The following is a 23,902-nucleotide window of genomic DNA, read 5'->3' on the forward strand; positions in this document are numbered from 1 at the left end:
TGATTAGTACCCCGGATTTTGTGTTAAGCCCGAAACATCCACTTCTGACTGCGGAACCGGGAATACTTCATTTTTACCCGTTTTAAAACCTGTTATTTTGGTAGCAGCCTGGCCGGTGCGTACCAAATCGAAAAAGCGGTCTCCTTCCATCGCAAGTTCTAACCGGCGTTCATCCCAAATGGCTTGTTTAAGTCCGGCCCCTGTTGCGGTAACATTATGATTGGCATCACCAAAAGCACGCTGACGTACCTGGTTCAAATAGCCCTGCGCCTTAACATCATTTGGTGCTGTTGAACGGTTATTAGCTTCGGCTGCCATCAATAGAACTTCGGCATAACGTATGGTGCGGAAGTTGTTGAGGTAGTTTAATTCAACCTGACCCGATGTTTCACCTTTACGTGGCAAATATTTACCATTGTATAAACCTGTGTTTTTATAAGGTGCAACCTGGTAAGTGATACCTAATGATGGATTGGCATTTTTATAGGCCTCAATATCAAAAGTAGTAACCGCTTTACGCTGATCACCGGCGGCATATGCAGCTGCCAGGTTCTGGCTTGGTAAATTGGTGCTCCAACCGGCAGCGTAAGGGGTGTTGCCATTTAAGCCACGAATGCCGCATTGCTGTACAGAATAATTACCCTGGCCACGTGTTACGCCGCCCCAGTTGTAATATGGCGAGCCATTGGTATACTGAATTTCAAAAACCGACTCCGGACCGTTTTCGCCGGCTGCCAGGAATATCGAATTAAAATCGGGTACCAGGGTGAAAGCGTTTGATGTAATTACACTTTCCAATATGGTTTTGGCATCATCAAATTTGTTTTCATACAAATAAACCTTACCCAATAAAGCCTGGGCAGCATATTTGGTGATCCTGCCCTTTTGGGTTTGTACCGCAGGCAATACCGCGATGGCACTATTCAAATCTGCTTCGATGGCCTTGTAAACATCAGCTTTGGGCGATCTTTTCAATGTACGGGAATCGCTTACACCTAAACGTTTATCGGTAAACAAAGGCACATCGCCAAACATGCGCACTAAAGAAAAGTAATAGTACGACCGTAAAAAGTAAACTTCGCCATACAGGGCATCCTTACCGGCAAAAGTTATATTTTGGCCGGCAAGGTTTTTATCCTTGTACTCAGTTAAATAATTGGCGCGGTTGATGCCTTCATAGGCCACCTGCCAAAGATCAGTCATGGTAGAGTTTATAGGGGTATTAGTATAGTCGTCAATTTGCTGTAGTGATAACACGTCAGACGCGCTTTCGCCACCACTAACGGAATTATCTGAAGCGATATCGCCAACCGGCACCATTTGGTTTAACCATTGTAGTGGCGAATAAGCACTGATTACCAGGCTTCGGTAATCACTTTCTGATTTTAGGTAATCCTGCTCGGTAGTCACAAAATCCTCGTGTGGATTATAATCCACAAACTTTTTGCAGGATGCAAGCGCGGCTACAAAAGCAACCATGCTTAATAATTTTATATATTTCTTCTTCATCGTTTGATCGTTAAATGGTTATAGTTTGATATCAAGGCCGAAAGAATAGATTCTTGGTTGTGGATATTCGCCCCTGTCAACGCCGGTATCTAAAATGCCACCTGATATTTCGGGATCATAACCAGTGTATTTGGTTATCACGAAGGCATTTTTAACCTGTCCGTAAACTCTTACGCTGCTAAATACTTTGCCGGTAATTGATTTAGGGAAGGTGAAGCCCAATTGTAGATTTTTAACCTTCACAAATGAACCATTCTCTACATACCTGTCAGATACACGGATGTTGCTGTTAGGATCTGTAAATGAATATCGTGGGTAACGGGCGTCGTTGGTTGTTCCCGGACCTGTCCACCTGGCTAAAACACTGCGGAATTTGTTGGTGTAGTTACCATTACGCTCATAAGCGCGGTAAATATCGTTACCGATAGAAGCGTAAGTAAACGCGCTGAAATCAAACGATTTGTAGCTGATGCTCAAATTCCAGCCCATGGTGAATTTAGGGAATGGGTCACCAATTTTGGTTTGGTCGTTGGCATCTATTTTACCGTCTTTGTTTACGTCAACATACTTGATGTCGCCGGGTTGCGCGCCGGGTTGTGTTGGCGAGGCCGCAATTTCCTGTGCCGATTGAAACAAACCATCGGTTTTATACCCGTAAAAATATCCAGGTGTAAAACCCTTTTGAAATACAGTAACCGTTTGTGACTGACCGTTGAAATAGCTGCCGCCGTAAATTTTGGCAGAGTTATCGGTATTGGTAGCCGTTACTACGTTTTTAGCCGTGGTAAACGTAACCGTGTTACCTATTTTAAGATCCCTGCTTACGGCGGTGTTATAGCCAACGGTTATATCGATACCATTAGTTTTGGTTGAACCGATGTTAGCTGTAGGAATTGGCACTGTACCTAAATACAAAGAAGCATTTGGTGTAAACAATAAACCGCTTACTTTTTTCTGATAATAATCTGCTGTTAAGCTCAGGTTATTATTCAGGAATTTGATATCAAAACCAACGTTCGACTGGATTTGGCGCTCCCATTTCAGGGCATCATTTGCTGCCGAACCTACGGTTGAACCCGGATAAAATACGTTATCGAAGTTATAACCGTTGCTGTTTGCCGTTGGGCCGTAATCCGGGCCGCCGGTTACTATTTTTACATATTGCGGGTTCACGTTTTCGTTACCGATAACACCGTAGCTGCCACGGATTTTCAGGAAGCTGATGGCCTGCACATTAAAGAAATCTTCTTTGGTAACCACCCAACCCAATGAGCCTGAATAAAAGTTACCAAACTTATTATCAACACCAAAAGCATATGAACCATCACGACGGGCAGTAAAAGAAGCAAGGTATTTTTCCTTGTAATCGTAATTTACCCTGCCGAAGTATGAAATGTTTCTGCGGAAATACTGGTAATAAAAACCACTAAGCGCGTTGGTGTTTGTGGCCGTATTGGTACCTGTAGCAGCTGTGAAATCGGCAAACTCCCAGGAGTTGAAAGGCACATCCTGACGGCTTGCACCATCAGCATTACCCGATGTTCTGTACATTGAAAAGCCCAACGTGGTTTCAAAATGGTGATCTTTGGCTAAATCAAAGTTGTAGTTGCCATAAGTTTCCCATGAGTAGTTGAAGTTACTGTCCTTTTCATGTGATACGCTGTTGTGCATACCGGTAACCGTGCTGCCATCGGCGTTCATGGTGTTATCTACGTTTTGCGGACCGTAAAATATTAGTGGTGTAAATGTTTTTGCATTTGAATCATATTTGGTGTAGCCAAACCTGCTGGTTAAAGTTAAATTGTTGAGCGGGTTGTATTGCAGCTCGAATTTACCGTACAGCTTGTTGCCCACGTTTTTATTGTAAGTATTATCAAGCTTGGTAAGCGGGTTATAAACTTCAGACAGGATGAGGTTACTGAAGCCGTATTTACCAACGGTGTTTGGCACATTATTATAAACTGGTACAGTTGGATCAAAGTTAAGCGCGCTGCCCAGGATACTGTTAAATGAGTTTTCCTGTACGCCTTTTGAGTTTAAGATAACATCTGTAGCATTTACCGTAAACTTCAGTTTTTTAGATAACTGGAAGTTAAGGTTAGCCGTAAAGTTCCCCCTATCAAAACGCGATTTATCAAGTCCGCCTACTATACCACCCTGGCTTTGATAACCTGCAGAAAGGAAATAACTTACTGCATCACTGCCGCCTGTTGCCGATGCGTTATAGGTTTGCATTGGCGCGGTATGGAATATCTGGCGCTGCCAATCGGTGCCTACACCTAAGGTGCTTAAATCCGGGAAGATAACCGCGCCGCCTGATGATACACTACCTTCGTTTACGATAGCGCCATATTCGCTGGCGTTTAAAACACCAATATAGCGTGCTACCTCTTGTACGCCATAATTAGCATTCAAAGATATCTGTGGCTTTTGATTTTTACGACCGGTTTTGGTAGTTACTACAATTACACCGTTACCACCTTTAACACCATAAATGGCTGTAGTTGCCGCATCTTTCAAAACGTTGATAGATTCAATATCGCTTGGATTGATAGAATTAAAATCGGTTAAGGTTTGTTGTACCCCGTCGATAATTACAGTTGGATCGGTACCGGTAAATGAAGGTATACCACGAATGAGCACCGTTGGTTTTGAACCCGGCGAACCGCTTTGGATAACGCTTACGCCCGATACCTGGCCTTGCAAAGCTTCCTCGGCACGGGTTGGAGTTAGTTTCTGGATATCGGCACTTTTTACGGTTGATATTGCACCAGATACTTTGGTGATTTTTTGAGTACCGTAACCCACAACTACAACCTCATTTAAGGCATTGGCCGCGTTATCTTCCAAAACAAAGTCTACCACGCCGGCAGCTGTTACTGTCTTTTCAACAGTTTTCATGCCCAGGAAGCTTACCACAAGGGTACCGCCACCTTGCGGAAGGGATAATGTGTAATTGCCGCTTGCATCTGTAACAGCGCCGGTTGTTGTACCTTTAAGTGTTACTGAAGCGCCCGGTAAAGGCTGCCCATCTGTTTTTTGGGTCACTTTACCGGTTAATCGAATGTTTTGCGCAAAGGCACCGCTTACCAGGCATAAGAGTAAGGCTATGCTTAAGCAAAACTTAAGTTTTAATTGCATACGAGTTTAATTTTAGGTTTTATAATTGATGGTTAGCTGCTGCAAGGCCAGTTTCTAAAACTTTATTGCAGGTATACCTTGTTAGGGTATATTCAAATCGGACCTTGTTTCAAGGTGGAAACTCCGGTGTTATTTTCCGGGTAAGGGCCGCGTAGCATTTGCTGCCGTATAACATCATTATACAGGGCATAAGTAAGCCTGGTGAATTCATGTACAAGTAAAAATTTTAATAATATAATTGGTTACGAAGCTTGGGTTCGCTGCATCAAAAGTATATGCAGATGCTTCAAATAGCGCAAAAACGGACTACATCACTACCACACAGTTTGAAAAATTCATCATATTAGTAGATATTCGTACTTATAGTTGATACTTTTATCAAAATGTCGGCTACCGCATTATAAACCCTTATGTTTCTACGTACCGTTTTTATCCTGTTAATGCTTTGCGGCGCGCAATCGCTGTTTTCACAAACCTATATTGGCCAGCGCGAAACGGTAAACTTTGATAAAAAGCAGTACAACGCGGGTACACAAAACTGGAAAATAAAGCAAGACGCGCAGGGACGTGTGTACTTTGCCAATAACGAAGGTGTGCTGGTTTTTGACGGCGCTTACTGGCAGCTTTACCCCCTACCCAACAAAACCATAGTACGCTCCATTGAATTTGGCAAGGACAAAAAACTGTATGCCGGCGGACAGGATGAAATGGGGTACTTCTCGCCCGGCAAAAACGGACAACTTACGTTTACATCCTTAAAAAATCTTTTACCAAAGGCCGATCAGAATTTTTCTGATATATGGGATATCGTAACCTATGGCGATGATGTATTTTTCAGATCGCATGATAAGATTTTCAGGTATAGTAATGATAAGATCACCATTTATAAATCTACATCGTGGTTATTTATGGGGCTGTACCAGGATCAGCTGATAGCGCATGATGAGCAAAAGGGAATTTTGGCTTTTAAAAACGGAAACTGGCAACCCTTTATCGAAAAAAAGCTATTGCCTAACGGTTTTTATATTACCAATATGTGCCGCTTTGGCGAAAACTCAAGCCTGGTTACTACAGCAAAAAACGGTGTATATATATTAAGCGGTAACCAGTTTAAATATTTTAAATTATCGGGTTTTGATATTGACATCCAGCAGGCTTTTTCGGCAGCTATAGCCATAGGCGATAACAATTACCTCATTAGTACTTACACCAACGGCATTTACCAGGTTGATGGTGATGGCACCGTAATAGAAAAGATCTCCAAAAAAGAAGGTCTGCAAAATACCAACGTACGCTGCATGTTTATGGATGCCAACCATGACATATGGCTGGGGCTTGATAACGGGATTGATTTTATAGCCTTTAACAACGCGGTAAAGCACGTAAATCCTTTAATATTTAAGGATGGCAGCGGTTTTTCAATGGCCAAATATCACAATGACCTGTATTTTTCCATGTCGACAGGTATCTATCAGCTTCCCATACAGGATGGCGGTGATTTGAGCTATACCAAAAACGATTTTAAAACGCTTGCCGATGGTTTATCATGGCATTTATCTGTAGTTAATGATGACCTGTTGGCAGGGCGGGACGATGGCGTGTTCAGAATTTATGAGGGCAAACTGCAACCTATTTATAACGCGACCGGCTTCTGGCTTTTTGAATCGCTATTAAATAAGTCGGGGTCAAATATGATTGCGGCTGGTAATTATTTTGGTGTACGCCTGTTTGAGCGTACCGCCACCGGTTTTATTGATAAAGGTAATATTGGTAAATACTATGAGTCGGCAAGGTTTTTGGCAATAGATGGCGAAAGTAATATCTGGACATCGCACCCAACCCGTGGGGTTTATAAAATCAATACCGATAACGCGCAGGTTAAAATGTACACTGCGGCTCAGGGCCTGCCATCTACACTAAACAATTTTGTTTTTAAGATAAAGAACCGGGTTGTTGTAGCTACCGAAAAGGGTGTATATGAATACAACAACGAAACAGACAGGTTTCAGCCCGATGAAACCTTTAAAAACATATTTGGCACCAGGAGTTTAAGATACTTGAAAGAAGATCCATCGGGAAACATCTGGTTTGTGCAGGAAAAAAGTATTGGCGTGGTTGATTACTCAACCTCCCGGCCCAACATCATTTACATCCCCGAGCTTACCAACAAAATACTCAGTGGTTTTGAAAACGTATACCCTATTAATGATAACAACGTTTTTGTGGGCAGCGAGAATGGATACTACCATATCAACTACGCCAAATACAAACAAAACATTCATCCCTTATCTGTTTTTATCCGCAAGGTTAAAGCCATAGCGGACACCGACAGCTTGCTTTTTGGAGGCTATTTTGGATTGGTTAATGAGGATAATAAGCAAACAGCCACCAGTACGCAATCGCTAAGCTATTTATGGAACTCGCTGCATTTTGAATACTCCTCTCCCATTTTTGAAGGGCAATCAAACGTAACTTACAGCTACTATTTAGAGGGGTTTGACAAAGAATGGTCGACCTGGTCAAAAAAGACTGAAAAAGATTATACCAACCTTTCCGCGGGCACGTACACCTTTAAAGTAAAAGCGCGGAACCATCAAAATAATGAGTCGGCGGTTAGCTATTACACTTTTACTATTAACCCGCCGTGGTATTTAAGCATTTGGGCCTTTATAGTGTATGTGATGGCCTTTGCTTACCTGCTATACTATGTTTACCGCATGCAGGAAAAGCGGCACATCCGTAACCAGGAGAAGGAGTTATTGATACAGCGGCAGAAGAACGAAGAAGAACAGAAGCAAATGGCTTACCTGCACCAGTTAGAATTGGAACGATCTGAAAAAGAACTGGTGAAACTCAAAAATGAAAAGCTGGAAAGCGAGATAGAGTTTAAAAACTCCGAGCTGGCTTCATCGGCCATGAGCCTGGTACAAAAAAAGGAGTTTATTTTAAAGGTGAAGGACGAATTGCAACGCATCAATAAATCGGGCAAAGATGTGGTTGAGGCTGTGGAAATTAAAAAAATCCTGCGCCTGCTCTCTGAAGAAAAAAAGGTAAATGAGGAATGGGAGCAGTTCAGCATCCATTTTAATAAAGTACACGCCGATTTTTTAACAGTAATTAAAGAACGCTACCCAAGCATTAACCAGCAGGAACTAAAATTGAGCGCGTATCTCATCATGAACCTATCGAGCAAGGAAATTGCCCAGTTGATGGCTATATCGGTACGGGGTGTGGAGATTAGCAGGTACAGGCTGAGGAAAAAATTACAGATACCCACAGAAATTAACCTGTTTGAATTTTTATTTGAGATACAGCGGGAGATCATGAAATAAGCTCGGCCCTGTACAGCTCGATGAAGGCCCGCAAAGCCCGTGATTGCGGTACGTTTTTCCGGTACACCAGTAGCGTGCTCATGGTTCCTGTTTCTTTACCGATGGTAAATGTATTTAGCCTGCGGCTTGCATAATGTTCGGTGATCAGTTCGGCAGGTAAAATGCTGATCCCTAAACCAGCTTCTACAAAATTGATAATGCCTTCAAGCGAATTGACGATGATGGCTTTATAATTAATGATACCGTTGGCGCTTAGCCAGGCCTCCAACCGTCCTCTAAAAATGCAACCCTGATCAAATACAATGATCTTCAAAGGCTGGGCAACCAGAACATCCTTAAGGCTTTTATTTTTTAAGGACGACAGGATCACCAGTTGTTCTTCTTTAATATAGATCTGCTCCAGCTCGGGCGAGTTGATTGGCCCCGATACAAATGCCGCATCGAGCTTGTAGTTAATCACATCATTGATAAGTCCTCCCCTCATGGCCGATTTAAATTCCAGTTCAATATCGGGGTAGGCCGTAGTAAACCTGTTTAAGATTTCGGGTACCTTAAGCGCCATAGTTGTTTCAATACAGCCTATTTTAAGTTCGCCGCTTATTTGATTTGCTTTTTTGATCTCCTTTTTAGCTTCATCAACTAAATGGCCAATCTGCTTGCAATAGTGTATCAGGGTTTCGCCGGCCGTTGTGAGTGTTACTTTACGCGATGAGCGCACGAAAAGATCGGCCCCAAACTCTTCCTCCAGGCTTTTGATACGCGCGGTTACGTTTGATTGTACGGTAAACGTAGCTTCTGCCGCTTTAGTGAAGCTGCCGTGATAGGCAACAGCCTCAAATATTTTAAGATCGTTTGTATTCATACATCACAAATAATGATAAATAAAATCACTATTAATCGTTTTTAACAATCAAATATCCGAATTACTTTTGAATAAGCAAACAGCAAAATGAAAATCAAACAATTAATGACAGGTGTAATGATCATTGCCGGAGTAAGTTTACTCTTGGGCAAAACATCGGCACAACCCTTAACTTCAAAAACACAAACCATGGAAACAAATTCAGTTCATTATCAAAACATTAAAGCCAATGGCTTAAACATTTTTTACAGAGAAGCAGGCCCTAAAGACGCCCCAACGGTGCTTTTATTGCATGGATATCCTACGTCATCGCACATGTTCAGGAACCTGATTCCTATTTTAAGTAAGCAATACCATGTGATAGCGCCAGATTTGCCCGGCTTTGGCTATTCAGACGCGCCGGCACATGACCAATTTGCCTACACGTTTGATAATCTTGCCAATACCATGGAGGCATTTATAGATGAGTTAGGTTTAAAACGCTTTGCCATTTACATATTTGACTATGGCGCTCCTACCGGCTTAAGATTGGCGGTTGCCAATCCGGAAAAGATTACCGGTATCATATCGCAAAATGGCAATGCCTATGAAGAAGGCTTAAGCACCGGCTGGAACCCGATACAAAAATACTGGCAAAACCCTACACAAGAAAACAGGGACGCCCTGCGTGGCTTTGTAGAAAATACGGTAACCCGGTTCCAATATTTTGAGGGTGTATCTGATCCGTCGTTAATAGCCCCTGAAACTTATACCTTAGATCAACATTTTTTAGATCGCCCAGGTAACGCGGAAATTCAGTTAGACCTGATGTATGATTATCGCACTAATGTTGCCTTATATCCAAAATTCCAGGCTTACTTCAGGCAATATCAGCCTAAATTATTAGCTGTTTGGGGTAATAAAGATCCATACTTTTTACCTGCAGGCGCCGAAGCTTATAAACGCGATAATAAAAATGCAATTGTTAAGTTTTACAACACCGGCCACTTCGCGCTTGAAACCAATGTAAAGGAAATTGGGCAGGATATCCTTACGTTTTTGGCAGGCCTGCCTAAATAACGTAAACACTGTATAACTATAAATCGGGATTGATTTAATATAAAATACTGATAATGAATTAATTAAAGTTAATTACCGAAGGTTAACATCAATAAGTATCTATATAATTCATTATCAATTACTTAACATGTAAATTCATTAAAATGTGTTAAACTATGTTAACCCAATGCCGTTTACAAAAAAGGGGATATATCTTAAATGACATATCCCCTTTTTTTATGTTTTACCGGCGACTAAACCGCATCTGATAGTGAACTGAACGTAAAGTCCCTGATCTTCATTGGCGGGATCAGGTAGCTGCGGTAGCTCTCCACACTAATGCTCCGCTCCTGTTTGCCTAAAGCCTCAAGGTTGTTGAGCATAATTACCGGGCTCTCATTAAAGCGGAAGTTTTTAACCGGGAACTTGATTTTGCCGTTCTCGATATAGAACGTACCATCACGGGTAAGACCGGTTAACAGTAAGGATTGCGGATCAACCATGCGGATATACCACAACCGTGAAACCAAAATGCCTCGCTCTGTACTTTTAATCAAATCCTCTAAACTGGCGTCGCCACCATCCATAATGATATTGCCGGGGCCGGGTAGCGGTTTAACACCTTTTTTATCGGCCCAATAACGGCTGTAGCTTAAGTTTTTTACCACACCTTTATCAATCCACATGGTTTTCTCACGCGGTAATCCATCACCGCTCCAGGTTGATGAAGGCAAATCGGGATTGAACGGATCTGAGTAAATATTTACCTTGGGGTCCATCAGTTGCTCGCCAAGGCGGGTGCCTCCACCCTTTTTGCTTAAAAAGCTACGGCCTTCTTCGGCACTGCGGGCATCAAAACGGAACATGTTCTCCAACATATAGGTAGCGGCAACCGGCTCTAAAATTACGGTGTACTTACCAGGCTCTATAGCCTTTGCGCCAGATGAACTGATGCATTTACTAGCTGCAACCTTAGTCGCGCTAAGCGTATCCATTTTTTTTACATCTGTAAAACCCCTGGCTGCATATCCGGACGCTGTACCTTCGGGGTTACGTGTAGTTACCGAAAAGGTAAGGTCACTGCTTTTATTATAAGCGAATAATCCCTTTGAATTCATCATGGCATAAAAGCCGGTTGAATTTTCAAGGAAACCGGCCGCGGTTAATTTAGCCTCTTTGGTAACCGATAAACTTTTAGCCACCATATCGGCACGGCTATCGGGCGTCATCGCGGCTGTATCGGCATTGTAGGTAATAGACTCCGCAAAAGTTTGCGGGCCTAACAACGGCATGTACTCAGGATTGGCCGGAGCTAATTGCGCTAACTCTTCAGAACGGCGTACAACACGCTCTAACGCGGCATCATCAAATTCATCAATGGTAGCGGTACCTGCTTTTTTTCCGTAAACCGACATCACAGCTAAGCCCATGGTACTGATATCGCCGGCAGTAGAAACCGCGTTTAACGCGTAACGGATGTTACCGCCCTCGCTGCCGTTTAAACTAACCTCGCATTCCTCGGCTTTTGAAAAGGCTAATACTTTTTTTAGCAGAGCCTGTGCTTCTTCTTTATTTAATATTGGCATAATTCAATTATCCGATCTTTCTTTTAGTGTTGATTACATTAACTCCTTTAAATAACGCGGTTGATGCACCATGCGATACGGCACTTGATTGCGAAGGCTGACCTTTACCATCATTGAATGCCCCGCCTAAACGGTAATCACTCTCGTCGCAAACCTTGGCGCATGAGTTCCAAAACTCCTGGGTATTGGCCTGGTAAGCCACATCATTTAACATCCCGGCTATTTTACCATCTTTAATCTCGTAAAACAACTGACCACCAAACTGGAAGTTGTAACGCTGCTGATCGATAGAGAACGAGCCATCGCCAATAATGTAAACGCCTTTTTCTACATTTTTGATCATGTCATCAACGCTTAACGGAGTTTTGCCTGGCTGTAAAGAAACGTTTGGCATGCGTTGGAATTGAACATCCTGCCAGCTTTGTGAATAGCAGCAGCCTTGTGATTCGTTTAAACCGATAATATGCGCCTGGTCACGAATAGCCTGGTAATTAACCAACACACCATTTTTGATGATATCCCATTTTTTGCATTGTACACCTTCGTCATCATAACCAACAGCGCCCAATGAACCCACCTGGGTTTTATCGCCCACGATATTTACCGCATCGCTGCCGAATTTAAAGTTGCCCGATTTCCATTTATCTAAAGTAAGGAAGCTGGTACCAGCAAAATTAGCCTCGTAGCCTAATACACGGTCTAACTCTGTTGGGTGACCAACGGATTCGTGGATGGTTAACCAAAGGTGACTTGGATCTAAAACCAAATCGTATTTGCCGGGCTCAACAGATTTCGCTTTTAGCTTATCTCCTGCCTGCTGGGTAGCAAATTTAATGTCTTCCAGCATATCATAACGCTTTTTATAGCGTGGCGTTACGCCTAAAACCTTTTCGGTAGCCAATGGATCAAGGTATTCATACCCCATACCCACCGGCGAACTTAATGATCTGCGGGTTTCAAACGAACCTGCCGTTGGGTCAATTTTAGTTACCGTAAAGCTGGGGTACAAGCGGTGTACATCCTGATCAATGTATGAACCATCTGTTGAGGCAAAGTATTTTTGCTCATTAACGGCAAACATAATAGAGTTAACAAAGTTGGCACCACCAGCCATGGCAATACCATTGGCGTTCAGCAAAAGATCAACCTTCTCTTTGATGGGTACTTCAAAAGCGTTTTTAGTAAGCGGTGTTTTCCAGCTTACTTCGCCATAACCTTTTTGTGGGGCAAGTTGCACCGGCGCGCCGCCAATTTTAGCATTGGCTTTAGCTACGGCTACCGCTTTAAGCGCGGTTTTAGCCATGCCCTCTTTGGTTACATCGTTGGTGGCGGCAAATCCCCAGCAACCATTGGCAATAACGCGGATACCGATCCCGTACGATTCGGTATTGGCTACGTTAAGTACCTTATTTTCGCGGGTAACCACAAACTGGTTAAGGTAACGGCCTATACGCACATCGGCATAAGTGGCTCCATTTGATTTGGCCGTGTTTAAGGCAACATCGGCCAGTTCCTTTTTAATCTTTGCGTCTACGCCTTCCAGCGCCTGCAAAGGATCGATCGTTTTACCAAATACGTTCATACCGGGCAGCATCATAGCGCCGGCACCCATACCTGTTAAATAAATAAAGTCGCGTCTTCTCAAAGTATATTTCCTCCTTTTAGTACTTATTTGTGCCTACAGAAATTTAGCCTCCACCCACAGAAACACACAGGCTATTAAGAGTAAAACATAAAAATATATTTTACTTACAGCAATTGTGCTTTTTTCATGTATCTGTTTTGTTACACGGCTATCTATATGATTTTGGTCGACATAGTTTTTAGTCGCCATTTGTTTGCTTAAAGCCCGTATCACCGGCCAGTCTTGCTCCCCATAAACGTAAAACCAGTTTAAAGCACCACCAGCTTGCTGTGCCGATTGCCAGCCTGAAATCTGAGGCCAATAGTTGGTTTGCCATTCAAAAGGCAATAAATTATGTTGTGTTGGAGATACCAAAGCATCTCCAATTTTTATACCTGACGGCGTAGCTGCACTTTGCAGCTGTAATTGAACAGGTTTTGATATGGTTGGAATTGACGACAACATATCCCAGTTTTCCATTACCGGTGCTCTGCGGGCCGCTTTCCCAATCAATAGCGACCATAAATTGGTATAATCGCTTTTATAGCCATTTAGCATCCAGCTAAAAGTGTTGTTTAAAGGTGTAAAAATTAGTTTACCACTCCCTGCCAGGGTAATATTGGCAAGAGCATGGCCATGTTCATCACTTACCAGGTTTTGGGTATTGCTTTGGCTTTTGATGTAAACCGGGCCGACGTTGAGTTTGTTGCTCTTGTTTAATTGCCCTTGCAGCACGAGTGAAACAGGCGCTGGATCTTTTATAGCCAGCCTATCTGTAGGGAAATCGCGTTGCAACCATGAGGTTGAATGGTTTGTACTATCACCTTTAACAATAACACCCAGCCCCTTTTGCGTAACCTCCTGTTGCAGGGCGGATGCCTCGCTACTATTCAGGGTTTTTAATACCGTGAGATCGCCAATTAATACATCAAACTTTGATAATGTAGCCTGCGAAAGGTGATCTATAGAAAACTGATCTATATTAATAAACTCCTTATTGAATTTATCCTTGCTGATGGCCGAGCGCACAACCACCCCATATCCATTTTGCGATAACCAGTTTTTCAAAAAGCGACTTTCAAAATCGGGCGATGCGGTAAGCATCAACACTTTCAAGGGTTTTACCGGTTCAATTTGTATGGGCAGTTGTTCGTTTTCGATAGTATCCTTACCTGTTATAGCCAACAGGTAAAAAATATTTTTACCGGTGCTTTTGGGGATGGTACTTAATTGGAAAGGATTATTGCCAGTATTGTTGACCTCCATAGAATCCAGCCCGGTACTTAAACCTTTTAATATCAGTTTTACTTTTTTTGCCGATGTGTTTTTAAAGTTACCCTGCACAATTAAGGCATCGCCTGCTTTAAGATTTTGATTCCAATTGATAGCCGAGATACCTTGCTTTGACGGGGTTGGATAAAAAACTACAGGTAAGCCATTTAGCTTCGCTAATTCATCCTTATCTAAACCATCACCTAAAACACATACCTGGGTAATCGTTGAATCGGCGGCAAGTTCATCGGCATTATTTAGCAGAATGGCTTTCGCGTTTTCCTTTTTTATGGCTTCTTGTAAAGTGAACGTTTTATCTGTAGGGTATTTTGACAGACTGTCTACGCTATAGCCCGGCGTAAGTAATATAACCTCATTTTTATCTTGTTTGATAATATCCTTTTGATAGGTTAACGGTAAAGCGATACAGCTTAATGCGACTACAGCGAGCAAAACGGCAACGACCCGCCATGCCAAACGCGTTTTGTTAACACGAGCGTACTCCTTCCAAACCGCGAATGCCGCCAGTAAAATGCAAACTATAATAACAATGCTATTCCAGTTCATTTGCGGTTAGTTGGCGGTTTTAAGGTTTTTATAATAATCACGTGATAGGCCCAGGTCAATTGGCCCGGTGCCTGCTGCCGGTATTTTAGCAGCGTTAGTCAATGTTTTTTGAATGGCCTTCTCAACTAAAGCGATATCTATTGTATTAATATGTCCATCACCCGATAATATCCGGCGCATGGCACTCAAGGCCGTTAAATAGACGCCGGGCTGGGCAGAGGCTTTTAAGCTAAGTTGCTGATTAGCTAATGCTAATACGTGTTTATCTGCATCGTTTGTATGTGCATTAATCTTCAACTGTTCCAATACGTTCACCGCTTTCTTCAGATTTTCAAACTGATCTGTACCCGGTTTGATATCTTGCTTACTCAAAGGCTGATCTATTTTTGACAGATCGCCGCTCAGTCGTTTTTCCATTTTCAACGCGGGTGGATTATAGGCTGTTTTAGCCACATAAACCCTTGATTTTTGTTGCAGGTCCTTCAACAAACGCAGGGCTTTGTATTCAAATGGCAAAGCATCCTGGGGCTTGTACAAGCGTAATTGCAACTCGGCCTTCCACATTTCGGTAAGGGTGGCTTTGAGTTGTTTTTTTAGCTCTGGATCAAAAAACTGGGCATCTTCGGCATTATCGTGCTTGTCGGTGTATTTATCCAACACCACGGCGGCGTTGCCGTAATTTTTGATATCTCCTACCGGATCATCCTTATCATCAGCCGGATTAATGTCCGACTCAGACTCTTCGCCCAAAAACTTGCCGTAACGCAGGCGAAGCAGCTTCTGATCTACACCGAGGTCATTACTTCGGTTATTGAATTTTTCTACGCTGATGCTGTCTTTATCTTTCAGCAGATGCTCGGTATCAACTATAATCTGCCGCTCACTTCTGAAAAATTCCGGCTTTTGATTTACGCCGCTGAGCATGCCATCCATGCTCAACAATTGCGCGGTATCCTGTATAGTAACTGTATATACATCCGTACGACTTTGCTGCTGATGGGTATCTGTAGCCTGCACATAAAAGTACAACTCATCCCCCGGTTCCATCTTTAAATCGGGCAGGTTTATCAGTTTCTGTAAGTCGTATTGCTGTTGATGAGCAGCGAATGAAGCCGAAAAATCAAGCTTATATTCTTTAAACTTTACAGCCTCGCCGCTTCCTTTGGCAACTGTGGCAAAAATCATGGCGTTGCTTATGCCATAATCATCGTTGACAGCGGTATTGATATTTACTTTTTGCGCCTCGCCGGCATCTATGTAGGTATATTGCCTGGGCGTTTTTATACGGATAACCGGCGGCAGGTCTGTAATTACCTGCACCTGGTATAAATCGGATAATTTACCATCTACATTTACCTGGTAAAAGCCGGGTTTGGTGATCAGCTTTGCAACCTGCCATTGTGTAGCATTATCATCGCTTTTTAGTTTGATGATCTCCTGATCATTAAATAATAAGGCGACCTGCTTCACAGCAATATTGGTCGAAATTTTCCAATGTACCGTAGCGCCATCTTCTACATTTAAAGTAAATTTATCCTGTTGCCGATCGGATTTCCGGGTATATGACGGCGGGGTTACACGCACCTCAACCGCTGAAATTTGAGGTAAGATTTTTTCCGGTGCAACTGTTTTCCCTGAAGGAAAGGTTTTACTATCTGTTAGATTGGTTTGCCTTACGGATTTACCTACAAGCCAACTTAGCCCTAAAGCAAGGATGAGTAATAAAAGGGCCAGTTTTAATCGCTTAAAAAATGATTGATGCGATATCGGGATCGTTTGCAATTGTTCCTCAACTTTTTGTAATTGCAAGGTTTGGAGCAGGTTTAAATCTGTTATCGGCTTTAAAGTTAGTTCGCTGCTTTCTTCCAGTTGAGGATATTGTGCATTGAGGAAGCTGGCGATGGATGTATTGCTGATAGCCCAGGTTTTATGAATGAATAACAAAACCAACAGACTTACTACAAATAAAGGCAGCGACCAAAGCACGCTAATATATAACACATACCTCAACAACGCAGTAGTAGTAAAGGCTATTGCAGCCGCAAAAAGCACATCGGCAATTAACTGCCAGGCGATGTACGTTTTGCGTATCGAACTTATTTTATTTGCTCCTGCTTGCTCAGTCATGTTTCAATACAGGTTTGTTTTTATGGGCCAGCCATCGTTCAACAAAAAATATAATTGCCGATAATAACCAGCAATAGCGCGATAAATCCGTCTCTTCAACCAGCTTATAATCAGCGCGATGTGATGACGAAATTATATTTGGCATCAATTGTTGGTGATCAATAACCGTTCGATTTTTTAATATATCTTCTTTACTATCAGTACTATATAAAATTAAATTCAATAATAACTTAGGGAAATTATCGCTCCAAACCAGGTCGTTCCACGTTGGGTTAAAATGAGAATAGAAGTGATATGAATGCGCTTCCTGAATTAAAACAGGATTACCAAAGCCATCAACCCAAATTGGATTCGGGACCTTATTTAAATCTGTGCTTATTAATTTATATAAGGCCGCTGGTTGTTCCTGTCGGGATATAGTGTAGGCGCCTCCGGTTTTGATCCATGATGACTTATTAGCAATCTTCCCTGGCTCATAGCTAAAAATCTGGCCCGTTTTTTTTACTGTTGCGGCATCAATCGGCTTATCTGACAACCAAAAGATCCAGCTATTTCCTGCTTTAATCTGGCTTGGATCAGCATATTGTTGGATTGATATTTTACGCAGGGCAAAATTACCAACCGCTAATAAAGCCGCTTTTAAATATCCGGCATCGGCTTTATAAACATCGGTATAAATGGCTATTTTTAAAGCAGTTGTATCAATCAGCGTCGACTTTTGTTTAGTATTCTTGAGGTTGATAGCCAGTTTACCCTGGTTGACATCCACGGTAAAAGGGGATTTAGGGTCGCCCTCCGATTTGATAATATAATTTGTAAAATAAGTACCAGATGGCTTGCTGTTGCCTTCAACAACTTTAATAGCGTTGCTGTTGGTAAACCAGGCGCTTTTAATCCATTGAGTCACCGAATCGGCAGGTGTGTAGGTTTGCCAATGCAGATTGAGCGATACCGATGGCTTACTCCCGCTAAAATACCTCGATTGATTCGGAGTGAACAGGTATACCGGCATGGTTTCCGGCAGCTGTTTATTCAGTATCGATAATAAGTTCCAATAATTTTTCACTTCGGCCCGGCGGTCTTTTGCGGTATCGTTCAACGCTTTATTTAAATCGAATTTGGAGAATTTCCCTTCAAAAAAATGGAACTCATAGCCGCTTTTCGATAATGAATCTATAACGGGTTTGAATTTATTATAGGTTTCTTTAAGGCTTTCCTTTGGAATAATCACCCATCCTTTTACCGTCGATAGCGATTGATACTTACGATAAATTGGAACGGCCAATAAAAGGGCCACTACAATTAGTAAAATACATCTAACCAAAAACAACAAAACATCATTCAGCTTGAAACTCCGGCTGCTTTTTTGGGCCGCCTCGGTGATCAATGCAATGCTGCCCACCTTTAAGGTTTTGCCCGGTTTTATATTCCACAGGTGTATGATTACCGGAATACTTATCGCGGTAATAGCAAACAACCATATGGAATTTAAAAACTGCATGAAGCCCCTCCTAAATCCTCCCCTAAAAGGGAGGACTTTTTATTTTATTATTTATTTAAATGTCCGTAGCGATGGGTTTTAAACCCATCGCTACTTATTAAAATTTACTTTTATTGCGCTGTACCAAAAAGCTGCGCAGGGCTTCGTCTAATGGTTGGGATGTGCTCAGCATGCGGTAATAAATATGTTTACCTAATAACTGCATCCTGATATCTTCTAAATGCGTTTTAAGTTTTGTTTGATATTCCGTGGCTTGTTGGGCGTTCACATCCACAGTTTCCCCTGTTTCTAGGTCCTCTAAGGTGGAGTAGCCGCTAAAATCAAACTCCAGTTCGTTTTTGCCCATCAGGTGAAATACCACAACCTCGTGTTTCAAAGCTGATAAGGAATCCAGTAGCCTGCTGATCTCCCCTGCAGACTGGTACATATCTGTAATAAACACCAATAACTCTTTACGCCCCCCCCCGGCAAATAACTCTTTATAGTGGATTGGCTGGGTGAACGCGCCTGATGGCTTTACTTGCTGTAAATGATACAGCAATCGTTGTAAATGTTGCGGATCGGGCTTGGAAGCCAGTGAAAACAATCCGCCATCCTCAAAAACATATAACCCTACCGAATCGCCCTGCAAATTTGACAACCAGGCCAATGACGCGGCCAGGAACCGGGCATAATCTATCTTTTTAACGCCGCTATCATCATGATTCATTGATGCGCTGGCATCTACCAAAAACCTCACTGAAATACTGGTTTCCACCTCCGATTCGCGAATGTAATACCGGTCACTGCGCGCAAACATACGCCAGTCCAGCCAACGCAGGTCATCGCCGGGTTGGTAGCTACGGTATTGGCTAAACTCCAGGCCTGGGCCTTTAACTTTGCTTTTGTTAAACCCGTTCATAAAACCATCAATAACCGTTTTCGCCAATAACGGCAAATCTTTAATGGTCATTAATACTTTAGGATCAAGCATTTTATATTTCGGAATTGGGATGTTCGATTTCGGATTTATTTTCTCAATCGGAATTTTCTTGTTACCGTCATTGCGAGGAACGAAGCAATCTCCGATTTGCACCTTTGCTCTGTATAGTTAGGGATTGCTTCGTTCCTCGCAATGATGGCGTATTATATTGTTTTCGCTCTTGGCACCACCTTTATCAACTCCTCCGTCACCCTATCAGAGTTTATTCCCTCTGCTTCTGCCTTAAAGTTGGTTAGTATCCGGTGACGTAGTACCGCAGGTGCCATGGCGTGAATATCCTCCATCAAAACGGAGTAACGCCCTTTTAGTAATGCCCGTGCTTTTGCCGTAAGGATAAGCGCCTGACCGGCTCTTGGGCCTGCTCCCCAGCGTACCCATTCTTTTACATAATTAATGGTAGTGGTATCAGGGCGGGTGGCGCGGATTATTTGACTTACATATTTAACCAGGTCCTCACTTATAGTCACCTGCCTTACCAGGGCTTGTGCTTGTATGATCTCTTCTGCGGTAATTACCGCTTTAATGTCAGCCTTTTTGGTACCGGTGGTACGGTTTAATACTTCAAACTCCTCTTGCTCGGTTGGGTAGCCAATTTTTATCAATAATAAAAAACGGTCCAATTGTGCTTCGGGTAATGGATAGGTACCAGCCTGTTCAATGGGGTTTTGTGTGGCGAGGATAAAAAACGGCTTATCTAAGGGATACGTTTGGCCGCCGTAAGTTACCTCAAACTCCTGCATAGCCTCTAACAGGGCCGATTGTGTTTTGGGCGGTGTACGGTTAATCTCATCGGCCAGTATAATATTAGCAAACAGCGGGCCTTTATTAAATTTAAAGAAACGTTTGCCGGTGGCGTGGTCTTCCTCTAATATCTCGGTACCTATAATATCCGTCGGCATCAAATCTGGGGTAAACTGGATGCGTCTGAAACTTAGATGCAAGGCCTGCGACATGGTTTTTACGATGAGTGTTTTAGCCAAACCCGGCACACCCTCTAAAAGGCAATGCCCGCCGGCCAAAAACGCTACCAATAATTCGTCGAGTATGGCATCCTGCCCTACAATTACTTTTTGAATTTCGGTTTTTAGCTGCGGCAATTTACCAAGCAGCGCTTTTATATTATTTTCGGTCAGTTCCAACTTAAAATACGTTTTTAATGTACTCCCCCAATATATCACCCTTTTAAGTAAAAACCACTATTTATTATCAAAAATTAAATAAAGTATCCAAAACTTTACAAGCAATGCAAACAAAAGTAACCCAGACATAAAATATTGTACTACTTTTAAGTTTTATAATACAGATGGCATTCAGCGGGAAATTTACGTTCATGAGGTTAAGTTACCACTCCGGCGATTGGGATACAGATCAGCGGATGCCATCCAACATCCTCAATTCCTTGTTGGAGTATACCACCATCCCTATCGATCAGCAGGAAAAAGTGATTCCGCTAAGCAGTGATGAGATCTTTTCATACCCGTTTTGTTACATGAGTGGCCATAAGTTGGTACAGTTTGATACTAAAGAGCGCGCCAACTTCAAGAAATATGTTGATAATGGCGGCTTTGTTTTTGTCGACGACTGTAACCATGATATCGACGGCCTGTTTGCCAAATCGTTCGAGGCACAAATGGCTGCTTTATTTGGGCCAACCGCTTTGAAAAAAATCCCGAATAACCATAAGATATATCATTCCTTCTTTTCGTTTGATAAAGGCCCTCCTACCACCAGCTTTGAATTGAATGGCTGGGGCGATGATTTGGTGCATGATTACTTGAAGGCCATCGAAATTAACGGCCGCATAGCTGTGTTATACAGCAGTAAGGATTATGGCTGCGAATGGGATTATGATTACCGCAACAAACGCTTCCTGGCCGAAGATAACACCAAATTTGGGGTAAATATTATTATGTACGCGCTGAGTTATTGATTACTCTTTATTTTGCTTTTATTCCATTTTTCGTTAATTTCCCAAAACCTAAACGGGCTTATTAATGATTAACGAATACTACATTTTAAAACAAGGTAACCAGGAAGGCCCATACACCCATACACAGTTAATGGACATGGGCATAAACGCCACTGATTTTTTGATTTCGCCTTTGGCGGATGGTATGCAACAAGCCGCCGATCTGCCCGAATTTCAGGAATATTTTATATCAATGGGCATATACATGCCTACGCCGCAAAACGTAGCCACTTTTTGGTGGCGATTGTTGGCTTTTGTTATCGACTATATTATTGTGATTGTTGGCTTAGTAGTTGTTATGGCTATTTTCGGCGTTTTTGTTGGTATAACGCATAGTCATTTCGATTTTGAATCCGCAGATATGGAATTGTTGTACCGGCTGATATTCTTTTTAGCACTGGTGGCATACCATTCTGTTTTTGAGGCTACAACCATGCAGGGCAGTATTGGTAAATTAATTTGTAAACTTATTGTTGTTGATCCCGAAGGATGTCGGTTAACCTTTGGAAAAGCGTTGGCACGCAACTTTAGTAAGCTGCTATCCAGTTTACTTTGCGGCCTGGGCTTTTTAACCATCTTGTGGAACCCAATGAAGCAAGGCTGGCATGATCAGGTTGCGAAAACTTATGTTATCAGAAAAGGGCAATAAATCACACCATTTTTCAATTAGTTGCCTGTAACAACTAACAATATTTATCATCCTACAGAAAATCCAAACTCCGTTCATTATATTTAAGAACTAAAACTGACTGACCTTGAAAAGAAAAGATTTCCTTTACCTAACCGGAATGGGCATAAGTGCATCCATGCTTAGCAGGATACCCGTTTTTGGTTCGCCCGTTTTGCCCGGCCATGATATGAGCCCGGTGGATGTGGCCCTTAAAAAACGAATGGCCGATGTGGTTTTAAACGCCGCCCGTGCCAAAGGCGCAACCTATACCGATGTGCGGATAGGCCGCTATTTGAACCAGTTTGTGGTAACCCGCGAAAACAAGGTTGAAAACATTGTTGATACCCAATCATATGGTATGGGCATCCGTGTTATTGCCAATGGTTGCTGGGGTTTTGCCGCCACAGATAAACTCGATACTGATAGTATTGCCAAAGCTGCCGAACTTGCTGTAGCCATTGCCAAGGAAAACGCCCGCATCCAAACCGATCCGGTTCAGTTGGTGGCGCAAAAAGGCCATGGAGAAGTAAGCTGGAAAACACCTATTGAAAGGAATGCCTTTGAGGTACCCATCAAAGAAAAAACCGACTTGCTGCTTTCTGTAAACGATGCGGCTATGAAAGGTGGTGCCAATTATGTAAACTCCATCCTGTTTTTAGTTAATGAGCAAAAATACTTTGCCTCAACAGATGGTTCGTACATTGATCAGGACATACATCGCATATGGCCACTGTTCGCGGTAACCAAGATAGATTCCAAAACAGGTAAGTTTGAAACCCGCCAGTCACTAAGCGCGCCACGTGGTATGGGCTATGAATACATGACCCCACGTGAAAGCGACAAGATCAAAAGTGTAACCACACTTTACAAAGATCGTTATGATATGGTGGAAGATGCCCGCGCGGCAGCCACCCAGGCCGATCAAAAATTGAAGGCGAAATCTGTTGAGCCCGGCAAATACGATTTGGTTTTAGATCCAAGTCACCTTTGGTTAACCATCCACGAATCTGTTGGTCACCCTACCGAGCTTGACCGCGTGTTAGGTTACGAAGCCAATTTTGCAGGTACCAGCTTCTTGACGTTGGATAAATGGGAATCGAAAAAATTCAACTTCGGCAGCAAAAATGTAAACATCGTAGCCGATAAAACCCAGCCTGGATCATTGGGCGCAGTAGGTTATGATGACGAAGGTGTTGAAGCCAAAAAATGGGATATCATTAAAGATGGCATCCTGGTTAATTACCAGGCCATTCGTGATCAGGCCCATATCATCGGTTTAACCGAATCGCAAGGTTGCTGTTATTCTCAAAGCTGGCAGGACGTACAGTTTCAGCGTATGGCCAATATCTCCCTGCAACCGGGCAAAATACCTATGGGTGTAAATGATATGATCAAAAACATTGAAAAGGGCATCTATATCATTGGTGATAGTTCATTCTCTATCGATCAGCAGCGTTACAACTTTCAGTTTAGCGGGCAGCTGTATTATGAGATCAAGAACGGCAAAATTGTTGGTATGCTCAACGATGTAGCTTACCAATCAAACACGCAGGAGTTCTGGAACTCATGCGCGGCAGTTTGCGATGCCAATGATTACCGTTTAGGCGGCTCATTCTTTGATGGCAAAGGCCAGCCTATGCAGGCCAGCGCGGTATCGCACGGCTCATCAACAGCTTTGTTTAAGGGAGTTAACGTAATTAATACAGCAAGAAAAATCTAAAG

General features: G+C 42.6%; 15 protein-coding genes. 5 read left to right on the forward strand and 10 right to left on the reverse strand.

Annotated elements, in window-relative coordinates; translation table 11 throughout:
• Positions 1-3 precede the first annotated feature (3 nt).
• Both QWZ17_RS28450 and QWZ17_RS28455 read right to left on the reverse strand, forming a co-directional pair.
• Positions 4-1,509, reverse strand: coding sequence for a RagB/SusD family nutrient uptake outer membrane protein (locus QWZ17_RS28450; protein ID WP_290308750.1), 1,506 nt, complete (start codon positions 1,507-1,509; stop codon positions 4-6).
• Positions 1,510-1,527: 18 nt separating this feature from the next.
• A complete protein-coding gene (locus tag QWZ17_RS28455) occupies positions 1,528-4,650 on the reverse strand; it encodes a SusC/RagA family TonB-linked outer membrane protein (RefSeq protein WP_290308751.1) in 3,123 nt (1,040 codons plus the stop codon).
• A gap of 410 nt (positions 4,651-5,060) precedes the next feature.
• Here QWZ17_RS28455 and QWZ17_RS28460 point away from each other — a divergent pair, with 410 nt between their 5' ends.
• A complete protein-coding gene (locus QWZ17_RS28460; RefSeq protein WP_290308752.1) occupies positions 5,061-7,982 on the forward strand; it encodes a ligand-binding sensor domain-containing protein in 2,922 nt (973 codons plus the stop codon).
• On the opposite strand, the gene QWZ17_RS28465 is transcribed toward QWZ17_RS28460, so the two are convergent.
• Positions 7,972-8,844, reverse strand: coding sequence for a LysR family transcriptional regulator (locus QWZ17_RS28465; protein ID WP_290308753.1), 873 nt, complete (start codon positions 8,842-8,844; stop codon positions 7,972-7,974). The genes QWZ17_RS28460 and QWZ17_RS28465 overlap by 11 nt on opposite strands.
• Positions 8,845-8,931: 87 nt before the next feature.
• On the opposite strand from QWZ17_RS28465, the gene QWZ17_RS28470 reads away from it, so the two are divergent.
• Entirely contained in the window at positions 8,932-9,903 is a 972-nt protein-coding gene (locus QWZ17_RS28470; RefSeq protein WP_290308754.1) for an alpha/beta fold hydrolase, read from the forward strand.
• Between the two features lie 233 nt (positions 9,904-10,136).
• Here the strand turns inward: QWZ17_RS28470 and QWZ17_RS28475 are convergent, their stop codons facing one another.
• The 7 genes from QWZ17_RS28475 to QWZ17_RS28505 all read right to left on the reverse strand — a co-directional run bounded on the left by QWZ17_RS28475 (position 10,137) and on the right by QWZ17_RS28505 (position 20,680).
• Positions 10,137-11,468: a TldD/PmbA family protein gene (locus QWZ17_RS28475; RefSeq protein WP_290308755.1), complete on the reverse strand. Its 1,332-nt coding sequence runs from the start codon at positions 11,466-11,468 to the stop codon at positions 10,137-10,139.
• Between the two features lie 7 nt (positions 11,469-11,475).
• Positions 11,476-13,113 carry a TldD/PmbA family protein gene (locus QWZ17_RS28480; protein WP_290308756.1) on the reverse strand — a complete coding sequence of 546 codons (1,638 nt, stop codon included), beginning with the start codon at positions 13,111-13,113 and terminating at the stop codon, positions 11,476-11,478.
• A 33-nt stretch (positions 13,114-13,146) separates the two neighbouring features.
• Complete coding sequence (locus QWZ17_RS28485) at positions 13,147-14,931, reverse strand: hypothetical protein (protein ID WP_290308757.1); 1,785 nt, start codon at positions 14,929-14,931, stop codon at positions 13,147-13,149.
• A gap of 6 nt (positions 14,932-14,937) precedes the next feature.
• On the reverse strand, positions 14,938-17,058 hold the full coding sequence (locus QWZ17_RS28490; RefSeq protein WP_290308758.1) for a DUF4175 family protein: 2,121 nt from the start codon (positions 17,056-17,058) through the stop codon (positions 14,938-14,940).
• On the reverse strand, positions 17,051-18,559 hold the full coding sequence (locus tag QWZ17_RS28495; protein WP_290308759.1) for a BatA domain-containing protein: 1,509 nt from the start codon (positions 18,557-18,559) through the stop codon (positions 17,051-17,053). Before QWZ17_RS28495 ends, QWZ17_RS28490 begins: the two co-directional genes overlap by 8 nt.
• Positions 18,560-18,656: 97 nt before the next feature.
• Entirely contained in the window at positions 18,657-19,532 is an 876-nt protein-coding gene (locus tag QWZ17_RS28500) for a DUF58 domain-containing protein (protein WP_290308760.1), read from the reverse strand.
• Positions 19,533-19,684: 152 nt separating this feature from the next.
• Positions 19,685-20,680 carry an AAA family ATPase gene (locus tag QWZ17_RS28505; RefSeq protein WP_290308761.1) on the reverse strand — a complete coding sequence of 332 codons (996 nt, stop codon included), beginning with the start codon at positions 20,678-20,680 and terminating at the stop codon, positions 19,685-19,687.
• Positions 20,681-20,871: 191 nt separating this feature from the next.
• On the opposite strand from QWZ17_RS28505, the gene QWZ17_RS28510 reads away from it, so the two are divergent.
• The 3 genes from QWZ17_RS28510 (at position 20,872) to QWZ17_RS28520 (ending at position 23,900) form a co-directional block, all read left to right on the forward strand.
• Positions 20,872-21,471: a DUF4159 domain-containing protein gene (locus QWZ17_RS28510; RefSeq protein ID WP_290308762.1), complete on the forward strand. Its 600-nt coding sequence runs from the start codon at positions 20,872-20,874 to the stop codon at positions 21,469-21,471.
• A gap of 64 nt (positions 21,472-21,535) precedes the next feature.
• A complete protein-coding gene (locus tag QWZ17_RS28515; RefSeq protein ID WP_290308763.1) occupies positions 21,536-22,159 on the forward strand; it encodes an RDD family protein in 624 nt (207 codons plus the stop codon).
• A 106-nt stretch (positions 22,160-22,265) separates the two neighbouring features.
• Entirely contained in the window at positions 22,266-23,900 is a 1,635-nt protein-coding gene (locus QWZ17_RS28520; protein WP_290308764.1) for a TldD/PmbA family protein, read from the forward strand.
• The last annotated feature ends 2 nt before the right edge of the window (positions 23,901-23,902 follow it).

It is taken from the genome of Mucilaginibacter flavus (assembly GCF_030409315.1).
GTDB lineage: Bacteria > Bacteroidota > Bacteroidia > Sphingobacteriales > Sphingobacteriaceae > Mucilaginibacter > Mucilaginibacter flavus.